Genomic DNA, 22,490 nt, shown 5'->3' on the forward strand with positions numbered 1-22,490 from the left:
GGAGCTATCAGGCGTCTAGAAAAGTAGGGGCTTGCCAGTATGTCGAAAAGGGAACTATTGTTCCCATTTTGATCCACCACTATTTAACGAGTGAGAGGTAGGTTGGGACCGCCCTGGGTACTCCTGTCGGGACCGCGACTTCGGCGGGACCGAGGATCAATCGAATGAGTGCTTTCATTGATGCGCTATCGCCTCTTGCGCCTCGCGCTAGCAGGTGACTCATCTTTACGTTAACTAGATGGGTCAGACGTTCGTTTGTCCAATCGTCGTGTTTGGCTGCATCGATCAGGTCCTGTAATTTATCGTTTCCAAACGGCAGCTCATGCAGACCTATCAGTTGCTCAATTTCCTGCCGCAGAGCGCCAGAAGCTTCGGCGAGTGCAGTTAGTGCCTCAATCCATCCGTTTTCGTCAGTCGGTTCATACGCTCTAGACCCACCTCTGTAAACTTCAACTTCAACAGCGATCACTTCATGCATGCAGATGCATTTGCGAATAGTCTGTATGGCGCACGTCATGTCGTCAGACAGATCCTGATCTTCAGACCAGTTGGTCAAATATACGTGCAAATCGTCATCTTCTAATTTAACTTTGATAATATTCATTTTGATTCCTTTTATTGTTTTTAGTAGTAAAGCCCCTGCTTGGGACGGACCGAAGTCTTATCGCTTAAGAATTTTGTACTCTGCTTCGAGCTTTAGAGTGAGTATCGCTTTAACTTTACAGAGACAGTAGCCCGCACGGGTCTGCTTAAGATTCTTAAACTTTTCTTCAGCGGCATGCTTTGTAGAGACTTGCAAGTCTGAGTTTTTACGACTGAGCCCGCGAGTTACAAAATAATAAAGCTGTCGCTCAGCTACATAAAGCTTGTGCGTTTGCTCATCTGAAAAGATCTCATGAACTTTTCCATGGCTAGAATTCATGCGACGGAGCAAGCCTTGAATGATGGGGTCGCAGAGCTCGTCTAAACGGCCTGCAGCGATCATTGCATCAATCTCGCTGTCTAGATTACTAGGTGCACTTTCTGTTGAGTCTGGCAGTTCAATACGCTTAGCATCTTTGATAACGCCAGAAAACTCTCCGATCTTGCTCGATGCGACGTAGCATGACTCAGATGAATATTTGTCATCATCGCGCTTTCCGGTCCTAATCACCGGCACACCGCCGAAGAGGCCCAGCTTGGCATTATGCAAGTATGCTTTCTCAATCAATTCGACTTGTGATCTGGCCCAGCTTGAGAAAGTTTTGACTTTTGATTTACTGATCTGTCCACCACAGCTTAAAACGACCGTATCAAGCTGAGCGTCGATATCGGCAGATAAGTCGATCTCAGCAAGCTTGTTGTTGTCAGTGCGATATATTTTTCGGGGGCGGCCCTTGTGCTCGACTAGACCGTCAAATTCTGACCTGGACTGGTAGATATTAAAAGACGTGGCTTTTGAGTTAAGACGTGCGTACATAGGGTGTTCCTTCTTTATTGTTGTTGAGTTGTATAAAACTTACACTATTATTATCCCACAATTGATGGTAATGTATACAATTAATTTGGTAATAATTGAGAGTATTCTTTGATGATCAGAAAGGTGATCATATTATGGTGCCCTATTATTGCTAATCAGATTGTGCCCAGTACTAGCTTGGAATAGGCAACCTGCTGACATTAATATGGAAGTGAAACGACAATTTATTATTATTTTGTCATTAAGTAAGGAGCTCGCCGACTTCGAATGATCGGCGAACTGAAGGATTTACCGCCAGGTCTGCTGGAATTCGCGCGGCACTAGAGCCATCGAACAATCTGCATCCCAGTCGTAGCGGGTGCCAGGGATCTCTTGAAGCCTTGCCCCATCAATCCACTGCTCTTCTTTCTTGATCTCGTCTGCAATCTCCTTGGCTTTCTTGTCCTGAACATCCTTCACCTCCCGCTCTTTGACTTTATTAATGCCGTAAATTTGTTCAGCTTCGGCTCCATGCGTGATGAAAACCGACTCGCTGGGTAATGTGCCGAACAGCAGTTTCATCATCTCTTCGACAAAGCGCAGCAGCTCAGCCATCTGCGCTTCAAGCGCTCGCTCCCTCTTCGTTTTTGAAAAGTTCGCTGCCATATTCAAAATGAAATCCCAGCTCGTGTAAGTCGCTCTCTTGTTCGTGGTCGACTTGTAAAGTGGCATCTCAAGCCCGTTACGCTCAGCAGCGCTCAGGTGCAAGTTGTTGAGCGGGATATAAACTCGGTAGCCGCAAATGATTTCGACCGGAGCAAGCTTCCGAGGAGCCCTCTTCTTGGGCGCAACAGTTGAAGCCAAATCGGGAGACTTTTTCGGAGTCAACGCTGCTGGCTCCTTTGGGGACAACGCAAGCATGTCTTTGAGCCCAAGCAATACACCGCTGAGCGCTAGGTACTTGTCGTCGCGGGCTGGTGCGTAGTCAATGCCTTCTTTAGACATCAACTTCTCGAATGTTAGACGCGTCTTTTTGATGCGTGTGCCGCTGATCCAGTTGTCTGAAGCTGTCAGTTTGTAGCAGATGCCTGATGGGGTGGGGGAGCCCGGGCGGCATTTGATGTCAACGCCTTTTTCTTTAAGAGACAGCGCCAGGTCTTCAAACGTCACTGGCTTGTTCTTAGCCCATAGATCGTTGATGCGCGCGCGGATGATAGACCCTTCATCAGCATTTTTTGCATTATCACGCGAGCCGTAACCCTTCATTTCGTCTTTGCTGTAATCCTTTCCGAAATTGTCCTCCGGGTTCGGTACAACTCGCAAACCATACTTGAGCTCGAGCCTGCGCATTGACGACAGACCAAGATCATAGTCGTTGGTGTCATCTACCAACGGTCCCCCGAGCTCCGAAACAACCCTGCAAGCGACGATGTGCATGTGCTCTAGATCGGTATCGCCATGAACCACCGCAGTGTATTTTGTTAATGCTGCGTCGTAGCCCATTGCACCCATATAATCCTGCAGCACATCCGACCACTGCTCGTCTGTTAACTTCTCACCGGGCGCTAACGATATAATATAGTGCGAATAAAGCTTCTCACCTTTGCCCTGGTGCAGAAGGCCCTGCATTTCAAGTTCGTCATTCACATCATCGAAATCGATCGAAGCTATCTTTCCCTTCTCGTCATACTCGATAACAGGTTCAGCAAAGCAAGATCCTTGGATTGGGCGAACGTGCTCTACTTTATGTTCGTGTTTTGCACCATAGATATACTTGAGACGACCTAACGCATCCGGGCTGAACTCTTTCTTCTTATGTATCATTATTGTGCGCTCCGGATAAACTTTGCGAGCGCCTTATTGGCTTTTAGCAGTTCAGCTGTGATCTGCTTGACTTCATCTGCTGCGTCGCTCTTCTTGCTTGCAGCGATCGCTAGACGTGTGGTCTTGGTTAGCTGCTCGATCAAATCAGCTTTTTCAGGGGCTTTGCTCTTACGTGACTTAGTCAACATGACGTCGCGGAAATATTTGGAAAGCATTATGAAGCCCGCGGACTTCGAATCCCTGAGTAGCTGCTCCATTTCCTCTTGCGAAACATACATGCGAACATCTAGCGACCTCTTAAGCTCTGGCGCTACTACTGGTCGACCATTCTTTTTTTTCTTGCTCATTGATCAGTACCTTTTCTTATTATTATCTTTGTTTTTATTATGGTATTCATAGAGCGCAGCACCCAGCGGGTGTGAGCATCCAGAGTTTTCAAGAGTAATCAGATGAGCGAAGCTTATTTGATTAGGATTGAAAACATAGCTGGCCAAGCTTTTTTTTAATTCCGCACTCAGTACTTCGCTCAACCATATATATTATCGCATCAATTGAGCAAAAAGCATACAACATTAGAGTTTAGTTTGGTGTGATAGTTCTAAGGGTATTGTGCGGAAGGAAGTGAGATGGCGTGAGAATGGTCCTGGATATCATGATCGCGAAAACTGACGGATAATATCCGAGGTTTTTACATGGTGAGTATTTTTTTAACTTTCGTGATCAGAAAATGGATCATAGTATCACCCGAACAACATTTTTGACATTTATTACACGGTCAACTATAGTCGCGACTTGATTGGTGGGCGGTGTACGAAATGTCAAGAGCCGGAAGACCTAAGAAGACGACGCTGGAGAAGCTCAAGTCAGCAGCATCGAGAGCGTATCGCGAATGGCAGCGATCGCTAACTTGCGAATTTGCAGATGAGCACGATGACAAGCGCGTTCAAATCGCGAACGACAACGCGGGTCGCCCACCAAAAGAATTATCAAAAATTAGATTCGAAGCAGAACAAAAATACAATAAAGCCCTAGCTGAGTTCCGAGCGTTCGAAACCGACAACAGTATGGATCATTGCAGCGAAGACAGCATTATTGAATTTGCGAAGGACGAGAGTCCTGGCAGGAAGGCTCACGACAAGATCACGTATCTAAAGAAATACATCAGACGAGTGCAGATGCAGATCAGTCATGCAGAACAAGTTTATGAGCAAGAGCAACTTTCTGGGCCTGGGCGGAAACCCATGAGCAAAGCTGAGAAGATCGAATATCTAAATAACAAAATCAGCAAAGCGGAAGCGGAGATAGCGCCGCTTTATAATAAGCTGCCAACACATGAGAAAGTATGGCTTGAACTGAATGATGTGAGAATTGAGGCAAGGCAGCTAAGACTGTTCTTGAAGGGCAGCGGGCAGGCGAAACACGTCTACATGACAAAAGAAGAGGCAGAAACCAGGCTAGCCAAAGCGAACGATGAGATATTCGAACTTGAGCAGATATATAGTGAAGAAGAGAGAGAACACAGGAAGTACATGCGCTACTTAGAGAAGCGCGACAACAGAGAAGAGAAAGCGGCTAGACTACTCATACAACAGAAGAAGCTTGAAGAGCAGCTCGATAGCATAAGAGAAGATATCGAACGACTAAACACTAAGAAGTCAGATATAGCTGTTTAATCTTGAATCACCTCGCAAGCGAGGATGAGACCAGTGTGGAGTCACTACTTGCTCCCGTTATCTAGGCTCTTAGCTGTGTGTTTAAGCTGCTTGATTGTCGCAGTATCAGCAAAGCTTTCAATCAATGATCCGAACCTGATCCATTTTCTGAGCAAGTCCTGAACATTCACTTGTTGACGCCCCGCAATATCAACAGCCATTTCAGCTATGTCTTCAGATACCAATCCAGATGTGTCAGCGTTGACTACTTGTCGCTCTCCGACAAGTCTATACAACTCATCAGCCATAGCTTGCGAGCCTCGGCGCAAGATAGCCTCCTCACTTGTGAAGTAGCCTGATGTAATGTCCGCGCTCTCTCTACTTGTGTGGTTCATCAGTCGCTTTATAACCCATGGGTTAACGCCAGCAGCTACGCTAATAGTATTAAACGTATGTCGCAAAGTGTGCAGCGAAAATCTCATTGAGATGCTAGCAGCTTCATTCCATTTGTTAACCCAGTCTTTGGGCTCGCTGAGATGACTCTTGCCATCGGCTCCCGGAAAAAGGTATTCGCAATTAATGCCGCTCCGGTCTTGATGACTTTTGATTTCAACCAGCAATTCTCTGGCTTGCGATGACAGCGGCAGCCAGAACTTTTTACCACCCTTCATCAATTCAGCATTACTGTCGTAGAACTCAACGACACCGCGCTCTAAATTGACCTGGCTCCATTTTGTTTCAAGGGCGCTCGTGAGCCTAAGCCCCGTAAACATCACGAACCTGAAATATGACCAGGCCGTGAAGTGGTTCTTGCTCTTTGGGTTAGAGTCACCATAGCTCTTCAAGGTCTCTAGCGCCAACCAGACCGCAGGAAGATCTTTCGCAGGGATAGCTTCTTTGTTCTTTGCGCTTTGTCCGCCTTCGATGCTCCAATCGACATTGGTCGCGGGGTTATGCGTAATGATCGGTCGATGTTCGCTATCTTGATATTTGCTTTGAGCGAACTTGAACAGCATCCTAATCAAGCCGGCCCATTTATCTGCAGATCTTCCTTCACCCCTAGTGTTCTCCATTATTCTCTTGTGAGCTTCGCTCACATCGAGTCCGGATATCTGTCGCAGTGGCTTTTTCATGAGCTTAGCTGGCGTGTATCGAAATGACTTGTGGTAGTCCAAAATGGTCAATGGACGCACTCCAGATGGCTTGAATGGGATCTTGATGAATGATGATTCACTGATCTGCATCTTGATGCCGCCCTTAAAAACCTCTGTCTTCAATTCTTTCTCGATTCGTCCGTTATTGACCAGACCTTTGGACATCAACAAATCCTCGAAGCATTTCAGGAGAGAAACATCTTTCAGCTCGTCAAACTTTTGCGCATTGGCCGGATTGACTCCGGCTGTCATGTTTTCGTGATGCTGCCTTGCAAGCTGTCGAGCTTTGATTAAGCTTATTCGCTGAGCATTGCCGACAGTGAAGCGTCCTGAGGTTTTGGCTCCTCGGATTCTACCGGCGACGAAGTAGGTTTTGGTGCCGCCCGGATTAACTCTTAGATGTAGTCCGTTCGCGTATTTTGAGAGGTCTCGAATCTCGTAGGTCGAGTCCTCCGGCTCAAGCTTGTCTATGAGGGTTTTGGAAAGTACAAGGGCTCTGCTTGTAGCCATTAAGGAACCTCGAGAAGGATCGTAATGAGGGGTGAAACGCTCGAAATTCTTGCATCGCACATGCATCAGTACAGGGCTAGCTTATAGTATTTGCAACGTATATGCACGCTATTTTTAGCAATTAATAGACGGTAATCTAACATAAGTCATTGATATATAATATTTCATGTAATGAATGCCTAATAAAAATATACGGTTATGTATTTGTGGAATAGGACTTAAAATCCCTCGGAGGCAACTCCGTGCCGGTTCGATTCCGGCTCCGGGCACTCTTTCGGCTTTGGCACCAGAATCTGTTGCGCTCCCCCTCGATCCTCAATGATACTCCGCACCCTCGGCCCCGTAACTACATGGGGTCAATATCATGTCTATGTGGCTGACGACGTCCACGCTGGATGTCGCAGTCTGATTAAGGTCTCAAGGGGTCGACACTTTTCATGTTAATGACAATCATCTATCTTGTCGGTGGCCTGGTGCTGCTGGTGGCAGGCGCAGAAGTCCTGGTTCGTGGCGCAGCCAAGCTGGCTGGCATATTCGGTATCTCACCGCTGGTTATTGGTCTGACCGTAGTCGCTTTTGGTACCAGCTTTCCTGAAATGGCGGTCAGTGTACAATCCGCTTATGCAGGAAAGGGTGACATCGCCATTGGCAACGTCATCGGCAGTAATATCTTCAATATTCTTTTCATTCTCGGCCTGTCAGCCATGATCATTCCTCTGGTAGTGTCGCGCCAGCTTATACGGCTCGATGTGCCGGTGATGATCGCTGCCAGTGTACTGGTCGTGGCGCTGGGCTTCGATGGTCAACTTGGGCGGCTCGACGGGGCGATCCTGTTTGGTCTCGTGATCATATACACGACCTATCTCGTGATCAGCAGCCGGAAGGAACAATCGGCCGCCAACGACGAGTTTGCTGATGAGTTCGGACTGAATGAAAAGCCCGGCCAGTATGCCTGGCTCGTGAATCTCGCCTTCATCGGCGTTGGTCTCGGGCTGCTGTTACTCGGTTCAGACTTCCTGGTAACCGGTGCGGTCGATCTCGCCCGTGCTTTTGGTCTCTCTGAGCTCGTCATTGGTCTGACGGTGATCGCGGCAGGGACCTCGATGCCTGAAGTGGCCACGTCGGTCATGGCTGCCATCAAGGGTGAGCGCGATATTGCCGTGGGTAACGTAGTTGGCAGTAATATCTTCAACCTGCTGTCCGTTCTCGGACTGGCTTCACTGGTGTCTCCCATCCCGCTGGCTATTTCCGAAAGCGCGCTCGCCTTCGACTTTCCGGTCATGATCGCCGTAGCTCTGGCCTGTTTGCCGATCTTCTTCTCCGGCTATGTTATCAACCGCTGGGAAGGCCTATTGTTTTTTGCATATTACATCGCCTACACCGCCTACGTGGTCCTGTTCGCCACTGGAGCCCCTGTGGTCGATCAGTTTGCTCATGCCATGACCTGGTATGTCCTGCCGCTGACCGCAATAACGCTTCTCGTGGTGGGCGTCAGGGCTATTCGTACATAACGATCCTGAGTTCGGCATTCGACATCGGAGCGCTGCCCCTGGTTGATGGCCGGGCAGCGCTTTTTGCCCGCCTTGCATTTTTTAATTCTTCTTTATATTTCCTGTGTTCTTCTTCTGTCGAGTGACAGCCCTCTGATCACATCTAAACTTCGAATAACAGACGTCGAGACCGGCGCTGAACCCCTTCACTGGCTTCGCGAGCCGGCATTCTGGTGCTGAATCAGTATTGCCTGTGCCGCCAGCTCACGCTCCATATCAAGCATTCGGATTTTATGATGATCATCAAGCGCTACAAGACGTTTGCCGTTCCCATCGTCGTGCTGGCCGTGCTGACGATAGTCATCAGTTTTTGGTCCGGCGATGTCTCGATACTGGCTGGTATCGTGCAACTGGCTTGCGTGGTGGCCTTGCTGTGTCTTGTTTATAAACTAGTGGCCAGTCTGACACCGGCTCCTACTGAAGCTGGCACCGAAACCGATGAGGCGGCTGTAAGAGAGCTGGCTCAGGATTATCAGGACATCCTTCGGGTTTATCTGGAGGTTTCGTACGGGTGAAGGAAGCCGAAGATCACGAGCGGGTCCTGCCTGGTCACGCCTATATCGCCCCAGGTGGGTATCACATGCGCATTGCCCGAAGTGGCGCCAATTATCTCATCGCGCTGTCGGACGAGGCCCCGGTCAACCGGCACCGGCCTTCAGTGGATGTGCTGTTTGACTCGGCGACAGAGCATGTTGGTCGTAATGCGGTTGGCGTCATTCTGACAGGCATGGGCCGCGACGGCGCAGCCGGACTGCTCAGTATGAAACATGCCGGTGCGACCACCTTTGCCCAGGACGAGGCGAGCTGCGTGGTATTTGGCATGCCAAAAGAGGCCATAGTACTAGGCGCCGTGATTCACATTCTGCCGCTGGCGCAGATGGCCGAGCAAGTGGTCGCATTACTCGCCCACGGCGGGCGCGCCTTAAGAATCTGAGGCGGCGCTGGTCGAATCGACAAACATGCCTGGCAGCGCGACCGCATCGGCAGTAGCCGGTAGATCCTGTTGATCCCGAAGCAACTTGCCAAACGCGAGCAGAAGTTCTCGATCCCGGTCAGGCAAGGCAATATAGAGCGAGTTCAGAGCCAGCTGTAGCTCATCTGGCTCGCGGTTGTCGACTATGAAAAACACGTCTGAGACGCTGACATCGAGCGATGCAGTTATACGATACAACAAATCCATACTGGGCATGGTTGACCCCCGCTCGATTCGAGAGAGGTTGCCAACATGCGAGCCAGCCCTTAGCGCAATGTCCGCCAGTGTTAATCCTTTCGACTTCCTGAGATGTCGCAATGCGCTTCCGAGATGCATACTGCCATTCCAACGTTATGCTTGACCGACTGCCTGTCGTCAAATCGCTATACCACAAGATCGCTCATTCGCTGGTGAAAACCAAATAGATTGTACTAATGGCTGGCATTGGGCGCCGCTATGTCAAGCGATCAGTTGAGATCTGCTGCGTGCTGCTTGAGTTCGGTCAGTGGCACGATGTCCAGGGCAGCAAGATGTGTGGCCTGTAGACGAACCCGGGGCGCACAGTCCGCCCGGAAGGCATCGCGCCAGCGGCTGGCACACAGGCACCAGCCATCTCCAGGCTTCAGCCCCGGAAAGCCGAATTCCGGCCGAGGTGTACTCAGGTCGTTGCCCTGTCGCTTCGAGAAGTCGAGGAATTCAGCCGTAAGCAGCGTGCATACGGTGTGTGATCCGCTATCGAGCTTGCTGGTATTACAGCAGCCATCCCGAAAGAAACCGGTCATCGGTGAGGTACTGCACGGCTGAAGCTGTTCGCCGAACACATTCAGAGCGGGTTTCATATCCATCGAAGTTCCTTGGTGGGGTGGCATGGCAGCCCCGGAGTCATATAGGGGAATCAGTGTCGCGACCGATGGCGCGATTGCTGGTCAGGTCAGGCCAGGCCGCACGCAGGTAGAGCAGCATGGACCAGAGCGTGAGTACCGCAGCACAATAGAGTAGGCCCAGGCCCAAGACGGCACCAGCGTGATCGGGATCAAAGGCCAGCAGGACGGTAATTGAGCCCATCTGCACGAAGGTCTTGATCTTGCCGATCATTGATACTGCAATACTCGCACGCTTCCCGGTTTCGGCCATCCACTCACGCAAGGCGCTAATGACGATCTCACGACCGATAATGACCATGGCCGGGATGGTCAGCAGTATCGAGGCATGCAACTCAATCAGCATGGACAGCGCTACGGCAACGATCAGCTTGTCGGCCACCGGGTCCAGAAATGCGCCGAAGGGCGTCGACTGGTTCAGCCGGCGGGCCAGATATCCATCGAGCCAATCAGTAAAGCAGGCCAAGGCAAAGATGATGGCAGAGGCAAAGGGGCCCCAGGTGTAGGGCAGGTAGAACACGAGCACGATGATCGGGATGAGCACCAGTCGAGCCAGTGTAAGTGTGTTCGGCAAATTCAGAAACATGATGGACAACTATTACTCGCGAAATGCATTGTGAAGCGACTTGGCAAGCGTCTGGCTGACGCCCTGAACTTTCTGCAGATCCTCGATACTCGCGCCAGCTATGCCCTTGACGCTGCCGAAGTAGTTCAGCAGGTCACGTCGCTTTTTAGGGCCGATACCTGGAATATCATCGAGTACCGACTCACCCATTTTCTTGCTGCGTTTGTTCCGGTGGCCAGTGATGGCGAAACGGTGGGCCTCGTCACGAATGTTCTGCAGCAGATGAAGCGAAGCTGAGTGGGACGGTAGCGTGATGATCTTGCCGCTATAGCCGAGTATCAGGGTCTCGAATCCAGGCTTTCTGGTCACGCCTTTGGCGATGCCCAATAATAATACATCATCGATGCCGAGTTCCTGAAACACTTTCTCGGCCATGGTGAGCTGACCCTTCCCGCCATCGACAATAAGAAGATCCGGCAGGCCGATGTCACTCTCCTTCATGCGTTTATAGTGGCGCATCAGGGCCTGTTCCATGGCGTGGTAGTCATCGCCCGCGGTCACGCCGGTGATATTGAAGCGTCTGTACTGCGATTTGACCGGCCCTGAGGCATCAAAGACGACACAGGAGGCAACAGTCGCCTCGCCAAAGGTATGGCTCACGTCGAAGCATTCCATACGCAGCATCGGCGTCTCGAAGCCAAGGGTATCGCTGAGCTGTTGCCAGCGCGCCGCCACGGCCTGTTGCGTGTCCAGTTTCAGCGTCAGTTGCTGCTGGGCGTTCTGCTGGGCCAGCTTCAGCCACTGGGCCCGATCCTGTCTCACGGCATGGGCAAGTCGAATCTGCATGCCGGACTGTTCGCGAATGGCGGCAGACAGCGCTTCCGCCTCCTCAATGGGGCTGGAGGTGATAATCTCGCGGGGCAGGCCATGGACCTGGTGGTCCGCCAGATAGTACTGCGCCACAAAGTCTCGCAGCAGTGCAGCCTCGGGTTCGCTGGCTGACTCATCATCGTCCATGGAGTTGACGATATCCTTGAAGTGAAAGCTTTGCGAGCCAATGACCTGACCATCGCGAACGAAGACACCGTAGACCAGCGCTTCACCGCCCTCGATGACCGCTGCAAATAGATCGACATCGGAGGCCACACCAGCTTCGATACCCTGGTGTGTCTGTACCTTGCGCAGATAGGCAATCTGATCCCTGAGCACGCTGGCGCGTTCAAAATCAAGCTCGTCGGCGGCCTGTTGCATCTGCGCCATCAGTGCCGCCATCAGTTCAGGCTTTTTGCCCTGCAGGAACATGACGGCATGCTGCATGTCCGTGGCGTACTGGTCCTCACTGACGAGGTCGACGCACGGCGCGCTGCAGCGGCCAATCTGATGCTGCAGGCAGGGCCGCTGCCGATTGCTGTAGTAACTGTCGGAGCAGGAACGGATGCCGAAGCCTTTCTGCAGGGTCGTCAGCGCCTCGCGGACCGCGTGGGCGCTGGTATAGGGGCCGAAATAACGTCCCTTGTAGCTCGATTTCTTGCGACGGATGCGGCGCAGCGTCAGCGACGGATGGCGCGGGTGATCCGACAGCAGAATGTAAGGGTAGGACTTGTCGTCCCGCAACAGGATATTGAATGGCGGATGCAGGCGTTTGATGAGGTTCTGCTCGAGCAGCAGCGCCTCGGTTTCGTTCGTTGTGGTGGTGTAGCGAACGTCGGCGATGCGCTCGACCAGGGCCTGCGTGCGACGTGCGAGGCCGGAGCCACGAAAATAGCTCGACAAGCGGTTCTTGAGGTTCTTCGCCTTGCCTACATAAAGGATGCTGTCGCTGGCGTCGTACATCCGGTACACGCCCGGCACCTGCGGCGCCTGCCTGAGAAAGGCGCGGGCGTCGAACGCAGTGGTATCACTGTCGCTCACTGTATCGTCAAAACCCCTCGACCTTGCTTTCGTCAACAATGCCATGACGAACAGCCAACAGCGTCAGTTCGACATCACTGCTGATACCGAGTTTCTCGAACAGTCGATACCGATAGGTATTGATGGTTTTCGGGCTCAGGCAGAGATGGTCTGAAATGTCCTGAACTTTCTTGCAGCTGACGACCATGACGGCAATCTGCATCTCTCGCTCAGAGAGCGTCGAAAATGGATTGTCGGCAGCGCTGCCGTGGAAGGGCTTTAATGCCATTTTCTGGGCAATATCCGGACTGATGTATCGCTGACCTGAATGCACCAGTCGGATGGCCTTGATCATCTCCCGAAGATCGGCTCCCTTGGTAATGTAGGCTGATGCGCCGCTTTTGAGTACACGAGAGGGGTAGGGGTCTTCCTCAACGGCTGTGACCACGATGACCCGCACGCTGTCATCCAGCCTTTGCAAGCGCTTGATTGCCTCAAGGCCGCCCATGCCCGGCATCCTGATGTCCATCAGAATGATGTCCACCGCGTGTTCGCGGACAAACGAAATGGCCTGCTCCCCTGAATCCGCCTGCCCAACGACCTCGATGCCAGGCTCGTCTTCCAGCATGCGCGCAAGACCTGCTCGCACGAGGTCATGGTCGTCTGCGATCAGCACTCTAATCACTGGATATCCCCTCTGCTGACTGGCGTGATTCGAAGCTTTTCCGGCTTCGTTTTCGTATGCAGTAGCTGTGCTAATTCAGTTGACCAGTATAAGGGAGTCGGCTACAAACCACTACAGTTCAGGGTCACTCCGTCTGGCAGAAACAGCATCTTGCGTGAATATTGCGCTATGATACGTGGCAGGACGGGTAGAGGCGTCTGCGAATTCAGAATCATCGATCAGCCTGGTAAGGGGTTTAGCAGTTCATGTCCATGCAGCACAGCGTCTACGGCGGAATCAAACAGTGGATGGCCTCGGAGACACTCCCGCTGAGCGGACTCAGAAGTGCCAGTGGCCTCCTGGCCGTCAATACCTTTGTAGGTCTGGCCATTCCCTTCGCGCGTCGCTGTGGCTTCAGGGTTGTCGAGCTCGAGCGGGGTTATATCCGCGCCCAGGTCCCAGTGAGGCGTAACAGAAATCATCTCGGCACGATGTACGCCGGAGCCCTGTTCACGCTGGCCGAAATCCCCGGTGGGGTGCTCGTGCTGTTCGACTTCGGCGGTCGCTTCGTGCCTATCCTCGAGCGCTTCGACATTACTTACATTGCCGCCGCCAAATCCGACGTGACCGTGGAGTGCCAGCTGTCGCCCGAGACCCTGAACAGTCTCGAAGCGCAAATGAGGCAGTCCGACCGTGCCAGCTTCGAGCTGGTCAGCACGATGACTGACAGCACAGGCCGTCGCGTCGCTGAAGGCACCGGGTATTACCAGATGCGTTATAGCCGCTGACATGCAGTGCACACCCAGATTCCGTCACCCGTGACTGGTGATTTTCCATTCAATGCTGCCTTCGGGCGGTTCGCAGTATTCAGGACTCATTCATGACCAAAGATAACGACCAGCCAGACGAGCGCGAAGTCTCTTCTCTCGACGATACCAGTGAACACAAACTACTGCTGCGGAGTCTCAAACTCTCCGATTTCGACGAAGTCAGGAGCATCATGGATCGTGTGTACGCACATCTTGGCGGTAGCTGGACCAAACGCGAATTCAGCAGTCAGCTGAAACGCTTTCCCGATGGCCAGATCTGTATCGAAGACAATGGCAAGGTCGTCGCTGCCGCATTCTCGGCCATCGTCGACTACGACAAATTTGGCGATCGGCATACCTACGAAGAGATCACTGGCGACTATTATCTCACCACGCACGATCCCAAGGGTAATGTGCTCTACGGCGTGGATATCTTCGTCGACCCGGATTATCACGGCATGCGGCTGGGCCGTCGTCTCTATGAAGCGCGCAAGGAACTGTGCAAGAACCTCAATCTGCGCTCCATCATTGCTGGGGGGCGCATACCTGGTTACAAGGCTGTATCCGATACGCTTTCGCCGTTCGAGTACATAGAGAAAGTCAGCAAGCGCGAGATATTCGACCCGATCCTGACCTTCCAGCTGGCCAACGATTTCGAGGTCAAGCAGCTGCTGCCAGGCTATCTGCCGGAAGACAAGGAGTCCAAGGGCTACGCGACGCTTCTGATCTGGCACAACATGTATTTCCAGCCGCAGGAGCGGAAGCTGATTGGCCGCAAGAAGACCACCGCGCGGGTAGGCTGCGTGCAGTGGCAGATGCGTGAACACAAGAGCGTGGAGGAGCTGCTGAAGCAGTTCGAGTACTTCACTGATGCTCTGTCGGATTACAAGTGCGATCTGGCGGTCTTCCCTGAATTTTTCTGCGCGCCCCTGATGGGACTGAAGGAGCATGAGAACTCGGTCGAGGCCATTCGTTACCTGGCTGGCTTCAGTGAGCAGATCCTCGAACACATCAGCAAGCTGGCAGTCTCCTACAACATCAATATCGTCGCGGGTTCGATGCCGGTGCTCGAGGATAATGAGTTGTACAATATCGCCTATCTCTGTCGCAGAGACGGCACCATCGAAAGCCAGTACAAGATCCATCCCACGCCTTCGGAGAAGAAGGACTGGTATATGCAGGGCGGCGAGCAAATCAAGGTATTCGATACCGATTTCGGGCGCATCGGCATCCTGATCTGCTATGACTCGGAATTCCCCGAATTGGCCCGCCTGATGTCAGATCAGGATGTACAGATTCTGGTAGTGCCTTTCTGGACCGATACCAAGAACGGCTATCTCAGAGTCAGGCTGTGCTCACAGGCGAGAGCGATCGAAAATGAGTGCTACGTCGCCATTGCAGGCTCCGTCGGCAACTTGCCACAGGTGGACAGCCTGGATATCCAGTACGCCCAGTCCGCGGTGTTCTCACCGTCTGACTTTGCCTTCCCCCACGATGCGATCATGTCAGAGACTACGCCGAATACTGAGATGACGCTCATCGTGGATCTGGACCTCAGCAAGCTCGAATTCATCAGAAATGAAGGCTCCGTGCGCAATTTTCTTGATAGACGCCGCGATTTGTATACAGTTGGATGGGTGGGACACAAACACAGCCAGTGATCTCAGAATAATCACAATAAGCCCAGGAGTGGGACATGTCGCAAGCGGTACAATCCAATACGGCGCGGACGGCCTCCGTACGCGCTACTGATCAGGCGCACAGCCGAAATGTGCAGCCTGGCGTCTATGCAGATGGTGTCAAATCATTGTTGCTACGCAAGATCAGGAAGGCAGAACATGAGCTGGTGCAGTTGAAGATGGATTATTGCCGCTTCATCTTTGGCCTCAGCTTCGGGGCGCTCGTCGTCAGTAACGGCAAGCTCTACGTGGTGGATCAGGTTGAAACCGAGACCATGCAACTACTGGACTCTGGTGACTGGTCGCGCCCGGCGCTCCAGGCCCGACCAGTCGATGCGCTGGCCGTGAGCAAGAGGCAATTGTCAGCACCGGTGCAGCTGGCGCCGGATTGGGAGATTTTCAGGCCAGCAGAGAGAACCGCGCGGGTCTGATCTCAGTGTGACGTGGTATTCGAGGGCAGGGTTGACAGCCAGCTCTCGCTGCCGCTTTGGCCGGCTATATCTTCAGGTGGATAGATGCTCAGCTCAAACTTCTGGCGGCATTCATTGCGCTGCATGAATTCGTTGAGACCGGTGTAGCTGAGCGGCCTGGAAAAGAAGAAGCCCTGGGCATAGTCGCAACGGTTGATCATCAGAAAGTCACGCTGATCGATATTCTCGACGCCCTCGGCCACGACTTTCAGCCCCAACTTATGTGCAACCGCGATGACCGCTGCCGTGATTTCCATATCATGCAGTTGCTCTGGAATGTCGCGTACGAACGCGCGGTCCACTTTCAGAACGTCGACAGGCAGTTTTCTCAGGTAACTGAGCGAAGAATAGCCAGACCCGAAGTCGTCGATGGCGATACTGACGCCGGTAGACTTCAGCCTGGTCAGCCGCGCCACGACCATGTCCACATCGCCCATCAGCATGCTTTCCGTCACTTCAAGCTCAAGATACTTCGCCTTCAGGCCTGAATACTGTAGCGCCTGAGCGATATTGTCCTCGAGTTGTTCGTCATGGAACTGCCGCATCGACAGGTTGACGGCCACCTTGATGTTGCGTCCAGTAACCACCTGAAGCTGTCTGATCTGCTTGCAGGCGTTGCGCAACACCCAGTTGCCGATAGGCACGATCAGGCCGGTCTCTTCGGCTACGGTGACGAAATCGTTGGGAAACACCATGCCCTGAGACGGGTGATTCCAGCGCAGCAGTGCTTCTACACTGATCAGCCGGCCCTGCTTGAAATCAAATTGTGGCTGGAAGGCGAGGCTGAACTGGTTGGTATTCAGCGCCAGCCTGAGTTCCTGCTCGAGCACGAGCTGCCGGATTGCCTGGGCGTTGAGTTCTTCAGTGAAATAGTGATAGCAGTCCCGGCCCTGATCTTTCGCTCGATACAGCGCAAGATCAGCGTTCTTGACCAGGCTTTCAGCTTCCAGACCGTCAGTAGGGGCCAGGGTGATACCGATGCTCGTGGACACGATGATCTCGTGCTGGTTCAGCGTGATCGGCTGTTTCAGCGACGCCAGAATGAGCTGCGCGATGTGCGTGACCGAGAGTGGGTCCGTGATATCCGTGAGCAGCACGACAAACTCGTCGCCACCAAAACGCGCGACGGTGTCGTTGGCTCTTACACAGCGCTTGAGGCGCTCAGCCACAGTGATGAGTAGCTGATCGCCCGCATCGTGGCCCAGGGTGTCGTTGATCCGCTTGAACTTGTCGAGGTCCAGAAAGAGTAGGGCAATTGAATTCTTCTCACGTCGCGAGACTCTCAGCTGCATTTCCAGCCGGTCCACGAACAGCCGGCGATTCGCCAGGCCGGTCAGCTCGTCATTGAGGGCCAGACGTTGCATCTCGTGATTGAGGTTCTTCAATTCACTGATGTCGATGGCGGAGACGACATAGCCCTGAGTCTTGCCGCTGCTGCTTGGCTCAGGATCGGCTCCTGACGCCAGTGGCAGTTCGTGATTGTCGACCACAGAGACCGATACCGAGGCCCAACTGACCGATCCGTCCTTTCGCGTGGTCTGAACCTCATTGGCCCAGGCATCCTGAAGCCATTCGGTTCTCTTGATGGGGACCAAGTGACCATTGACATAAATCTTGGGGTGAAGAATCTGCATGCCGTTTTCGATGATCTCCTGCATCGAATAGCCGGTAGTTTCCTCGAACTGCTGGTTGATGTATTCGACACTGCCTCGACCGTCGAGAATGGCAATGGCACAACCACTCTTGGTCACGGCCTTGCCCAGCTTCTTGAGACGAAGGTCCTGTTCCCGGCTTTCTGCAATGCTGTGCGACAGGGTGCGGTTCAGTTGGAACAGGTAGAGCGCAAAGGTGCCGAGCAGGCACAGTGCGCCAGCTACAGAGAGCTTGCCGAGAATGCCAACGCTATAGCCGCTATCGCCAGCAGCGAATACCCAGACGGTGGCGAGGGTGGAAATTGAACCAAGCGCAAGGAAAAGCAGTGGAAACACTTTTGTCGAAACGGTCAGCTGTTGTGCAGCCTGAGCCAGTTCCGTATTCACTTTACCGCCCAAATTCGCTGCCTCAAAAGTCGCCACGATACAACAGGAGTCTTACTACGATAATTCTAGAGAGGGGAGGTCGAGCCCGATAGGGGGGAATTGTAATAGATTGACAAAATTGAGGACTGCGACAGGACTTATTTGTAAGCCTTTGTAACGCAGGATGTGACCGCCATCCATGGCGGGAGGCTTCACTCGGGGGTGAAAGGCTTGACGAGCTGTGCTTTATAGCCGAGGCGTACGGCGGTCTTCGAAAACTCTTCGATGGTTTGCTGGCTGGCTTCAGGCTCTTCCAGCAAGACAAGCGCCTCGACGAGGCAGCCGGGAATGCTGCCCTTGCTCCATTGCGGCATCTTTGGAAAGGCGGTGAACTCCGGGTTCGTCAGAACGGTCTTTTCCACCTCGATGCCTCGACGCCTGAGCGCCTGACGGAGGGGCGTTTCGATCGAGGGATGCGTGTCGTCGGCCAGAATGGCACCACGGGGCAGGAAGGGCAGGAACTCTTCCACTGCCGAACCGCGGGCCGTAAGTACGATGAACAGCTTGTGATCCCCCAGGTGCATGGGGTTGGAGGTCTCCATGATCCGCTCGGTGGACTGGAAGTCGATGTCGTAGCGCCGGTCGAAAGCGATGACCTGATCAAAATACTTGGCCAGGTCATCACACAGGGACCGGCCTATCCGGCCAGCACCGCCCAGTACGACGATGGAGGTTTCCTGCTGATACTCAGGGCGTGCCTTCAGTTCTTTCGCCAGCTCCAGAATCATGAAGCGCGTGCCGAGCGAACCTTCCACGAAGGGGGCTTCGATTGGATATCGCGCCTTCATGGCGAATGTCGGCAAACGGCCCACCAGGGCTATCTTGTTGACTGAGGGCCACACATTGCGCAGGCCGTCGAGATACTTGATCACCTTGCTGGAGTCTTCAGCCAATTCATGCTCGAAGGACTTGGAGGCGACGACGAAGCCCTTGTAAGGTCCCTTGCTGATATAGTTACCGAGTGAAATATCAGGCAGACGAGCATGCAGGTCTTCGCTGATATAACGTGATACGTCTCTCTTATTTCCATATACGGCAAATAGGAAGCCGGGTTGAACGGCTCTGAATATTGCATTTCGGGCGAACTTGTTGATGCCGAAAATGCTCCATCGCCTAGCCTGAATCCAGACCTGCTTGCGCATTTGATACAAACCGAATCGGCTGCGTCGTTTTTTCTGCGGCTGATCAATCAACATTTCCACTTCAGGAATATGTGAATGAATAAGCGTATCGAATTTGAGGCCAATCGTGCCGGAATTGCGGTGCATGACAGCGGCTCTGAGGTTCGATACTGGCAGTGAGTCGATGATTAGATTGAGGTGCGTAGCCTTGCGGATCCCGGCCGCTGCAATTTCGCTTTCGGCAGGAATACGTAACAATATACCGTCACTGGAAATATTCAGGCTTTGTGCAGTAATAGACGCCTTGTCTATGACCAGTTCGGCTTTCCCGGAAAATTGATGTCGAGGCATTCGCCTCTGTTCGGCTCTACTTAAATCTACAGACGACTTCATGGATGAGATAAATCCTGCAACATGACCGCGATCATGATCTATAGTTATGTTTCAGTTTCCGTTATCTGGAAACCCCTGTTTGTTTTTTGTTCTAATTCGGGCGCAGTCTACAGAGGTTCCTGCAGACATAGCATTACTGATCATCGCTCAAACTAGAACCAGGTTGGCAATTTTGGAATTCGGATGCTGTCGAATCTCTTGATGATCACAATTCGCTGTCAAATGCTGACGCTACTTCTGCTATGCGTCGGCAGCAGTCTCGTGTCTGCCGCGCCGCCCGTCAATGTCGATTCTGCCTTCTCCCGCCTGAATCTCAATCCATTCGTCGCCTATACCCTTGACCATTCCAATTCGCTCGATGCAACGAACATTGACGAGTTCGAAAACTGGCAGACGAATCCGAGTGCAGCGCCAGTCAACCTGGGTTTTTCGGAGTTCGAGGTATGGATTCGACTACGCTTCGAAGCCTCATCGGCGCTGGACAATGCAACACTTGCGCTGCCGTATCCGCTGCTGGAAGACCTGACGGTCTATTTTCAGAACAGCCAGGGCGAGATGCAGAGATTGCTGAGGTTTGGTTATCTTGGGCCGAACCAGCAAGATAACCGCTTCCCGGTTCTCCAACTGCCTGCCGAACTGGTCGACGGCGGGACGGTATTCATATCCGCGAAATCGTCCACCTCATTGCAGCTCCCGCTCGAACTATGGCAGCCGGAGCACTTTATAGCCAATGAGCGCACACAGATCATGATCTGGGGCGGCTATCTCGGACTGCTTGCCGCGCTGCTCGTCTACAACTTCTTCCTGTTATTGAGCACGGTGGACAGACAATACCTGTTCTATGTGCTCTACCTTGGCTCTGTGATTGGCGTCATGCTGGCCATTTCCGGTCTCGACAAAGTCTATCTGTGGCCAGGAGACCCGCAGTACAGTATTACACTACTGAGCGTCAGCACCTTGCTGAGCTGCATCTTCGGTCTGATGTTCGCGCGGGCCTTACTGTTTGAAAACGCCGTGCCGTCGGTGATCAACCAGATTTTCCGTTTCCTGATGGGCAGCGCCGCAGTGTTACTGGTGGTGGCCCTCGCCTGGCACGACTACGGTGCTCGCTTCGCCGGTGTCTGGTCCGGTGCCGCCATGCTGTTCGTGATCTACGCTGGTGCTTACGCCCTGCAGCAGGGCGTGGTCGTGGCGCGCTACTTCATGGCGGCCTGGCTCCTGTTCTGTGGCGGGCTGGCGCTTTATCTGCTGAGTGTATTCGGCGTGGTCGCCTCCACCGATATCAGTAGCCACGCGCTGCAATTTGGTTCTGCGGCCGAAGTGCTTCTGCTGTCTTTTGCGCTGGCCTATCGCATCAAGGAAGACCGGCGACGCCGGATGAAGGCTCTGGAGCAGCGCCACCAGATGGCCGAGAAGATGAAAGCGGTAGAGTTGCAGGCCCTCGAGCGGGCGACACGGGATCCGGTCACCTCAGTCGCCAACGAATTTCCGCTCATCGACCGCATGCAGGCCTTGATGCGTAGCAAGCAGGCTGAGGACAATGTGTTCGCCGTTCTGTACTTTCGGCTGCCACAGTGCCGCGGGGCCATCTTCAGCCTGGGAAGATCCGTGGCCGAATCACTTTTTCGCATGGTGGTGACCGAGGCCAACGACTACCTGCAGACGGCCAGAAACACGGTGAGGCTCGAGCGTGACCGAACCGGCCTGGTCTGTGTGCCTGAATTTGGCTCCGTGGTCTGTCTTGTCAGATCGGGGCAGGGTGACGCGGGCGTCCAGCATACCGCTGAAGCGCTGCGCGGCAGACTGAGCAGAGCCTATGAGGTCAATGGCATCTCCATCCACAGCGATGCGTTCTGCGGCATAGCCTTCTATCCTACCGATTGCGACTCTCCGATGAACCTGCTGCAGCGGGCGGGTTCGGCGTGTGAAAGTGGCATGATCCATGGTGATCCGATCACCGTCTATCACAGCAGCATCGAACTCAGCGCACGGCGCCGCTTGCAGCTGATAGCTTCTCTGGCGGAAGCCCTTGAGAGCCAGGAAATAACGGTCGTATTGCAGCCTCAGGTCGACATACTGAATTATCAGGTCATAGGGGCTGAAGTGCTGGCCAGGTGGCATTCACCACGGCATGGTGATGTGCCACCCGACGAATTCGTCAAGCTGGCTGAAAGTGCGAATCTCATCGACAAGCTCACCTCGCTCATTATCGATAGGAGTTTCGAGTGCATCAGGCAGATCAACAAGCAGACTCCGGGCTTTAACATCAGCATCAATATCTCGGTTCATAATCTGACTCGTCCAGGGTTTGCGGCGCACATCGTATCCAAGGCCCGCGCCGAAGAAATCGATCTCTCGCAGGTGACCTTCGAAGTCACTGAGTCCACACTCATCGAAAACATGAGCAGTGTGCTGCAGAACCTGAACCATCTTGTCCAGCATGGCGCACGGCTGTCTCTGGATGATTTTGGCACTGGCTATTCGTCCTTCAGCTACCTGAGTCAGCTCCCCATACACGAGCTCAAGGTCGACAGGGAGTTCGTGAAACGCATGCGTGAAGCAGAGAACGATGCCAGTATCATTGCGACCATCATGAAGCTGGCAAAGACGCTGCAGCTGGAAACAGTGGTAGAAGGGATAGAAGACAGCGACACGCTCGAGCAGGTGGCCAAGCTGGGCGCCGATCGGGTACAAGGCTATTATTTTGGTAAGCCGATGACCCTTGAGCGTTTTCTGCAATCAGCCAGTCGCCCAGTCTGGGTCAGCGGCCTGGCCAAATCACCCGCCGCACTGTTCGACAAGCAACATAAATTCCTGCGTTAATTCAATTCAATAGAAC

At 53.0% G+C, this 22,490-nt stretch carries 19 protein-coding genes and 1 pseudogene; 8 read left to right on the forward strand and 12 right to left on the reverse strand.

Annotation, left to right across the window (positions count from 1 at the left end; translation table 11 throughout):
* Positions 1 to 79: 79 nt before the first annotated feature.
* The 4 genes from ABD735_RS05695 to ABD735_RS05710 form a co-directional block, all read right to left on the reverse strand.
* Positions 80 to 604 (reverse strand): hypothetical protein, encoded by a 525-nt coding sequence (locus ABD735_RS05695; protein WP_344804218.1) that lies wholly within the window; start codon positions 602 to 604, stop codon positions 80 to 82.
* 57 nt (positions 605 to 661) lie between these two features.
* On the reverse strand, positions 662 to 1,459 hold the full coding sequence (locus ABD735_RS05700) for a hypothetical protein (RefSeq protein ID WP_344804220.1): 798 nt from the start codon (positions 1,457 to 1,459) through the stop codon (positions 662 to 664).
* A 288-nt stretch (positions 1,460 to 1,747) separates the two neighbouring features.
* Positions 1,748 to 3,262: a relaxase/mobilization nuclease domain-containing protein gene (locus ABD735_RS05705; RefSeq protein WP_344804222.1), complete on the reverse strand. Its 1,515-nt coding sequence runs from the start codon at positions 3,260 to 3,262 to the stop codon at positions 1,748 to 1,750.
* Positions 3,262 to 3,609, reverse strand: coding sequence for a hypothetical protein (locus tag ABD735_RS05710; RefSeq protein ID WP_344804224.1), 348 nt, complete (start codon positions 3,607 to 3,609; stop codon positions 3,262 to 3,264). Before ABD735_RS05710 ends, ABD735_RS05705 begins: the two co-directional genes overlap by 1 nt.
* Positions 3,610 to 4,077: 468 nt before the next feature.
* Between ABD735_RS05710 and ABD735_RS05715 the strand changes: the two genes are divergently transcribed.
* Positions 4,078 to 4,935, forward strand: coding sequence for a hypothetical protein (locus tag ABD735_RS05715; protein WP_344804226.1), 858 nt, complete (start codon positions 4,078 to 4,080; stop codon positions 4,933 to 4,935).
* Positions 4,936 to 4,979: 44 nt separating this feature from the next.
* Here ABD735_RS05715 and ABD735_RS05720 read toward each other — a convergent pair whose 3' ends face one another.
* Positions 4,980 to 6,578, reverse strand: coding sequence for a tyrosine-type recombinase/integrase (locus tag ABD735_RS05720; protein WP_344804228.1), 1,599 nt, complete (start codon positions 6,576 to 6,578; stop codon positions 4,980 to 4,982).
* 437 nt (positions 6,579 to 7,015) lie between these two features.
* On the opposite strand from ABD735_RS05720, the gene ABD735_RS05725 reads away from it, so the two are divergent.
* The 3 genes and pseudogenes from ABD735_RS05725 to ABD735_RS05735 all read left to right on the forward strand — a co-directional run.
* The gene (locus ABD735_RS05725) at positions 7,016 to 8,089 is read left to right on the forward strand and encodes a calcium/sodium antiporter (RefSeq protein WP_344804230.1); all 1,074 of its coding nucleotides are present in this window, start codon (positions 7,016 to 7,018) and stop codon (positions 8,087 to 8,089) included.
* Between the two features lie 272 nt (positions 8,090 to 8,361).
* Positions 8,362 to 8,643, forward strand: a complete 282-nt coding sequence (locus ABD735_RS05730) for a hypothetical protein (protein WP_344804232.1) — start codon at positions 8,362 to 8,364, stop codon at positions 8,641 to 8,643.
* Positions 8,634 to 9,062: pseudogene (locus ABD735_RS05735) on the forward strand (chemotaxis protein CheB); the annotation flags it as partial. The gene ABD735_RS05730 and the pseudogene ABD735_RS05735, both read left to right, overlap by 10 nt.
* Here the strand turns inward: ABD735_RS05735 and ABD735_RS05740 are convergent.
* From ABD735_RS05740 to uvrY, 5 genes are all read right to left on the reverse strand, one after another.
* A complete protein-coding gene (locus ABD735_RS05740; RefSeq protein ID WP_344804234.1) occupies positions 9,051 to 9,437 on the reverse strand; it encodes a helix-turn-helix domain-containing protein in 387 nt (128 codons plus the stop codon). The pseudogene ABD735_RS05735 and the gene ABD735_RS05740 sit on opposite strands and share 12 nt — an antisense overlap.
* Positions 9,438 to 9,568: 131 nt before the next feature.
* On the reverse strand, positions 9,569 to 9,946 hold the full coding sequence (locus tag ABD735_RS05745; RefSeq protein WP_425548578.1) for a DUF2237 family protein: 378 nt from the start codon (positions 9,944 to 9,946) through the stop codon (positions 9,569 to 9,571).
* Positions 9,947 to 9,983: 37 nt separating this feature from the next.
* Positions 9,984 to 10,562, reverse strand: a complete 579-nt coding sequence (pgsA, locus tag ABD735_RS05750; RefSeq protein ID WP_344805380.1) for a CDP-diacylglycerol--glycerol-3-phosphate 3-phosphatidyltransferase — start codon at positions 10,560 to 10,562, stop codon at positions 9,984 to 9,986.
* 18 nt (positions 10,563 to 10,580) lie between these two features.
* Positions 10,581 to 12,458, reverse strand: a complete 1,878-nt coding sequence (gene uvrC, locus ABD735_RS05755; RefSeq protein ID WP_344804236.1) for an excinuclease ABC subunit UvrC — start codon at positions 12,456 to 12,458, stop codon at positions 10,581 to 10,583.
* A gap of 7 nt (positions 12,459 to 12,465) precedes the next feature.
* Positions 12,466 to 13,122, reverse strand: a complete 657-nt coding sequence (gene uvrY / locus ABD735_RS05760) for a UvrY/SirA/GacA family response regulator transcription factor (RefSeq protein WP_344804238.1) — start codon at positions 13,120 to 13,122, stop codon at positions 12,466 to 12,468.
* Between the two features lie 251 nt (positions 13,123 to 13,373).
* Between uvrY and ABD735_RS05765 the strand changes: the two genes are divergently transcribed.
* The 3 genes from ABD735_RS05765 (at position 13,374) to ABD735_RS05775 (ending at position 16,020) form a co-directional block, all read left to right on the forward strand.
* Complete coding sequence (locus ABD735_RS05765) at positions 13,374 to 13,889, forward strand: PaaI family thioesterase (protein WP_344804240.1); 516 nt, start codon at positions 13,374 to 13,376, stop codon at positions 13,887 to 13,889.
* A 92-nt stretch (positions 13,890 to 13,981) separates the two neighbouring features.
* Positions 13,982 to 15,571: a GNAT family N-acetyltransferase gene (locus ABD735_RS05770; protein WP_344804242.1), complete on the forward strand. Its 1,590-nt coding sequence runs from the start codon at positions 13,982 to 13,984 to the stop codon at positions 15,569 to 15,571.
* A 35-nt stretch (positions 15,572 to 15,606) separates the two neighbouring features.
* Positions 15,607 to 16,020 carry a hypothetical protein gene (locus tag ABD735_RS05775; protein ID WP_344804244.1) on the forward strand — a complete coding sequence of 138 codons (414 nt, stop codon included), beginning with the start codon at positions 15,607 to 15,609 and terminating at the stop codon, positions 16,018 to 16,020.
* A gap of 2 nt (positions 16,021 to 16,022) precedes the next feature.
* Here ABD735_RS05775 and ABD735_RS05780 read toward each other — a convergent pair whose 3' ends face one another.
* Together ABD735_RS05780 and ABD735_RS05785 are read right to left on the reverse strand one after the other, a co-directional pair.
* Positions 16,023 to 18,098: a putative bifunctional diguanylate cyclase/phosphodiesterase gene (locus tag ABD735_RS05780; protein ID WP_344804246.1), complete on the reverse strand. Its 2,076-nt coding sequence runs from the start codon at positions 18,096 to 18,098 to the stop codon at positions 16,023 to 16,025.
* A gap of 191 nt (positions 18,099 to 18,289) precedes the next feature.
* Positions 18,290 to 19,609, reverse strand: coding sequence for a hypothetical protein (locus ABD735_RS05785; protein WP_344804248.1), 1,320 nt, complete (start codon positions 19,607 to 19,609; stop codon positions 18,290 to 18,292).
* Between the two features lie 225 nt (positions 19,610 to 19,834).
* Here ABD735_RS05785 and ABD735_RS05790 point away from each other — a divergent pair, with 225 nt between their 5' ends.
* Positions 19,835 to 22,474: an EAL domain-containing protein gene (locus tag ABD735_RS05790; RefSeq protein ID WP_344804252.1), complete on the forward strand. Its 2,640-nt coding sequence runs from the start codon at positions 19,835 to 19,837 to the stop codon at positions 22,472 to 22,474.
* The last annotated feature ends 16 nt before the right edge of the window (positions 22,475 to 22,490 follow it).

Origin of the sequence: Allohahella marinimesophila (assembly GCF_039538005.1) — a bacterium.
In the GTDB taxonomy this organism is placed as follows: Bacteria; Pseudomonadota; Gammaproteobacteria; order Pseudomonadales; family Oleiphilaceae; genus Allohahella; species Allohahella marinimesophila.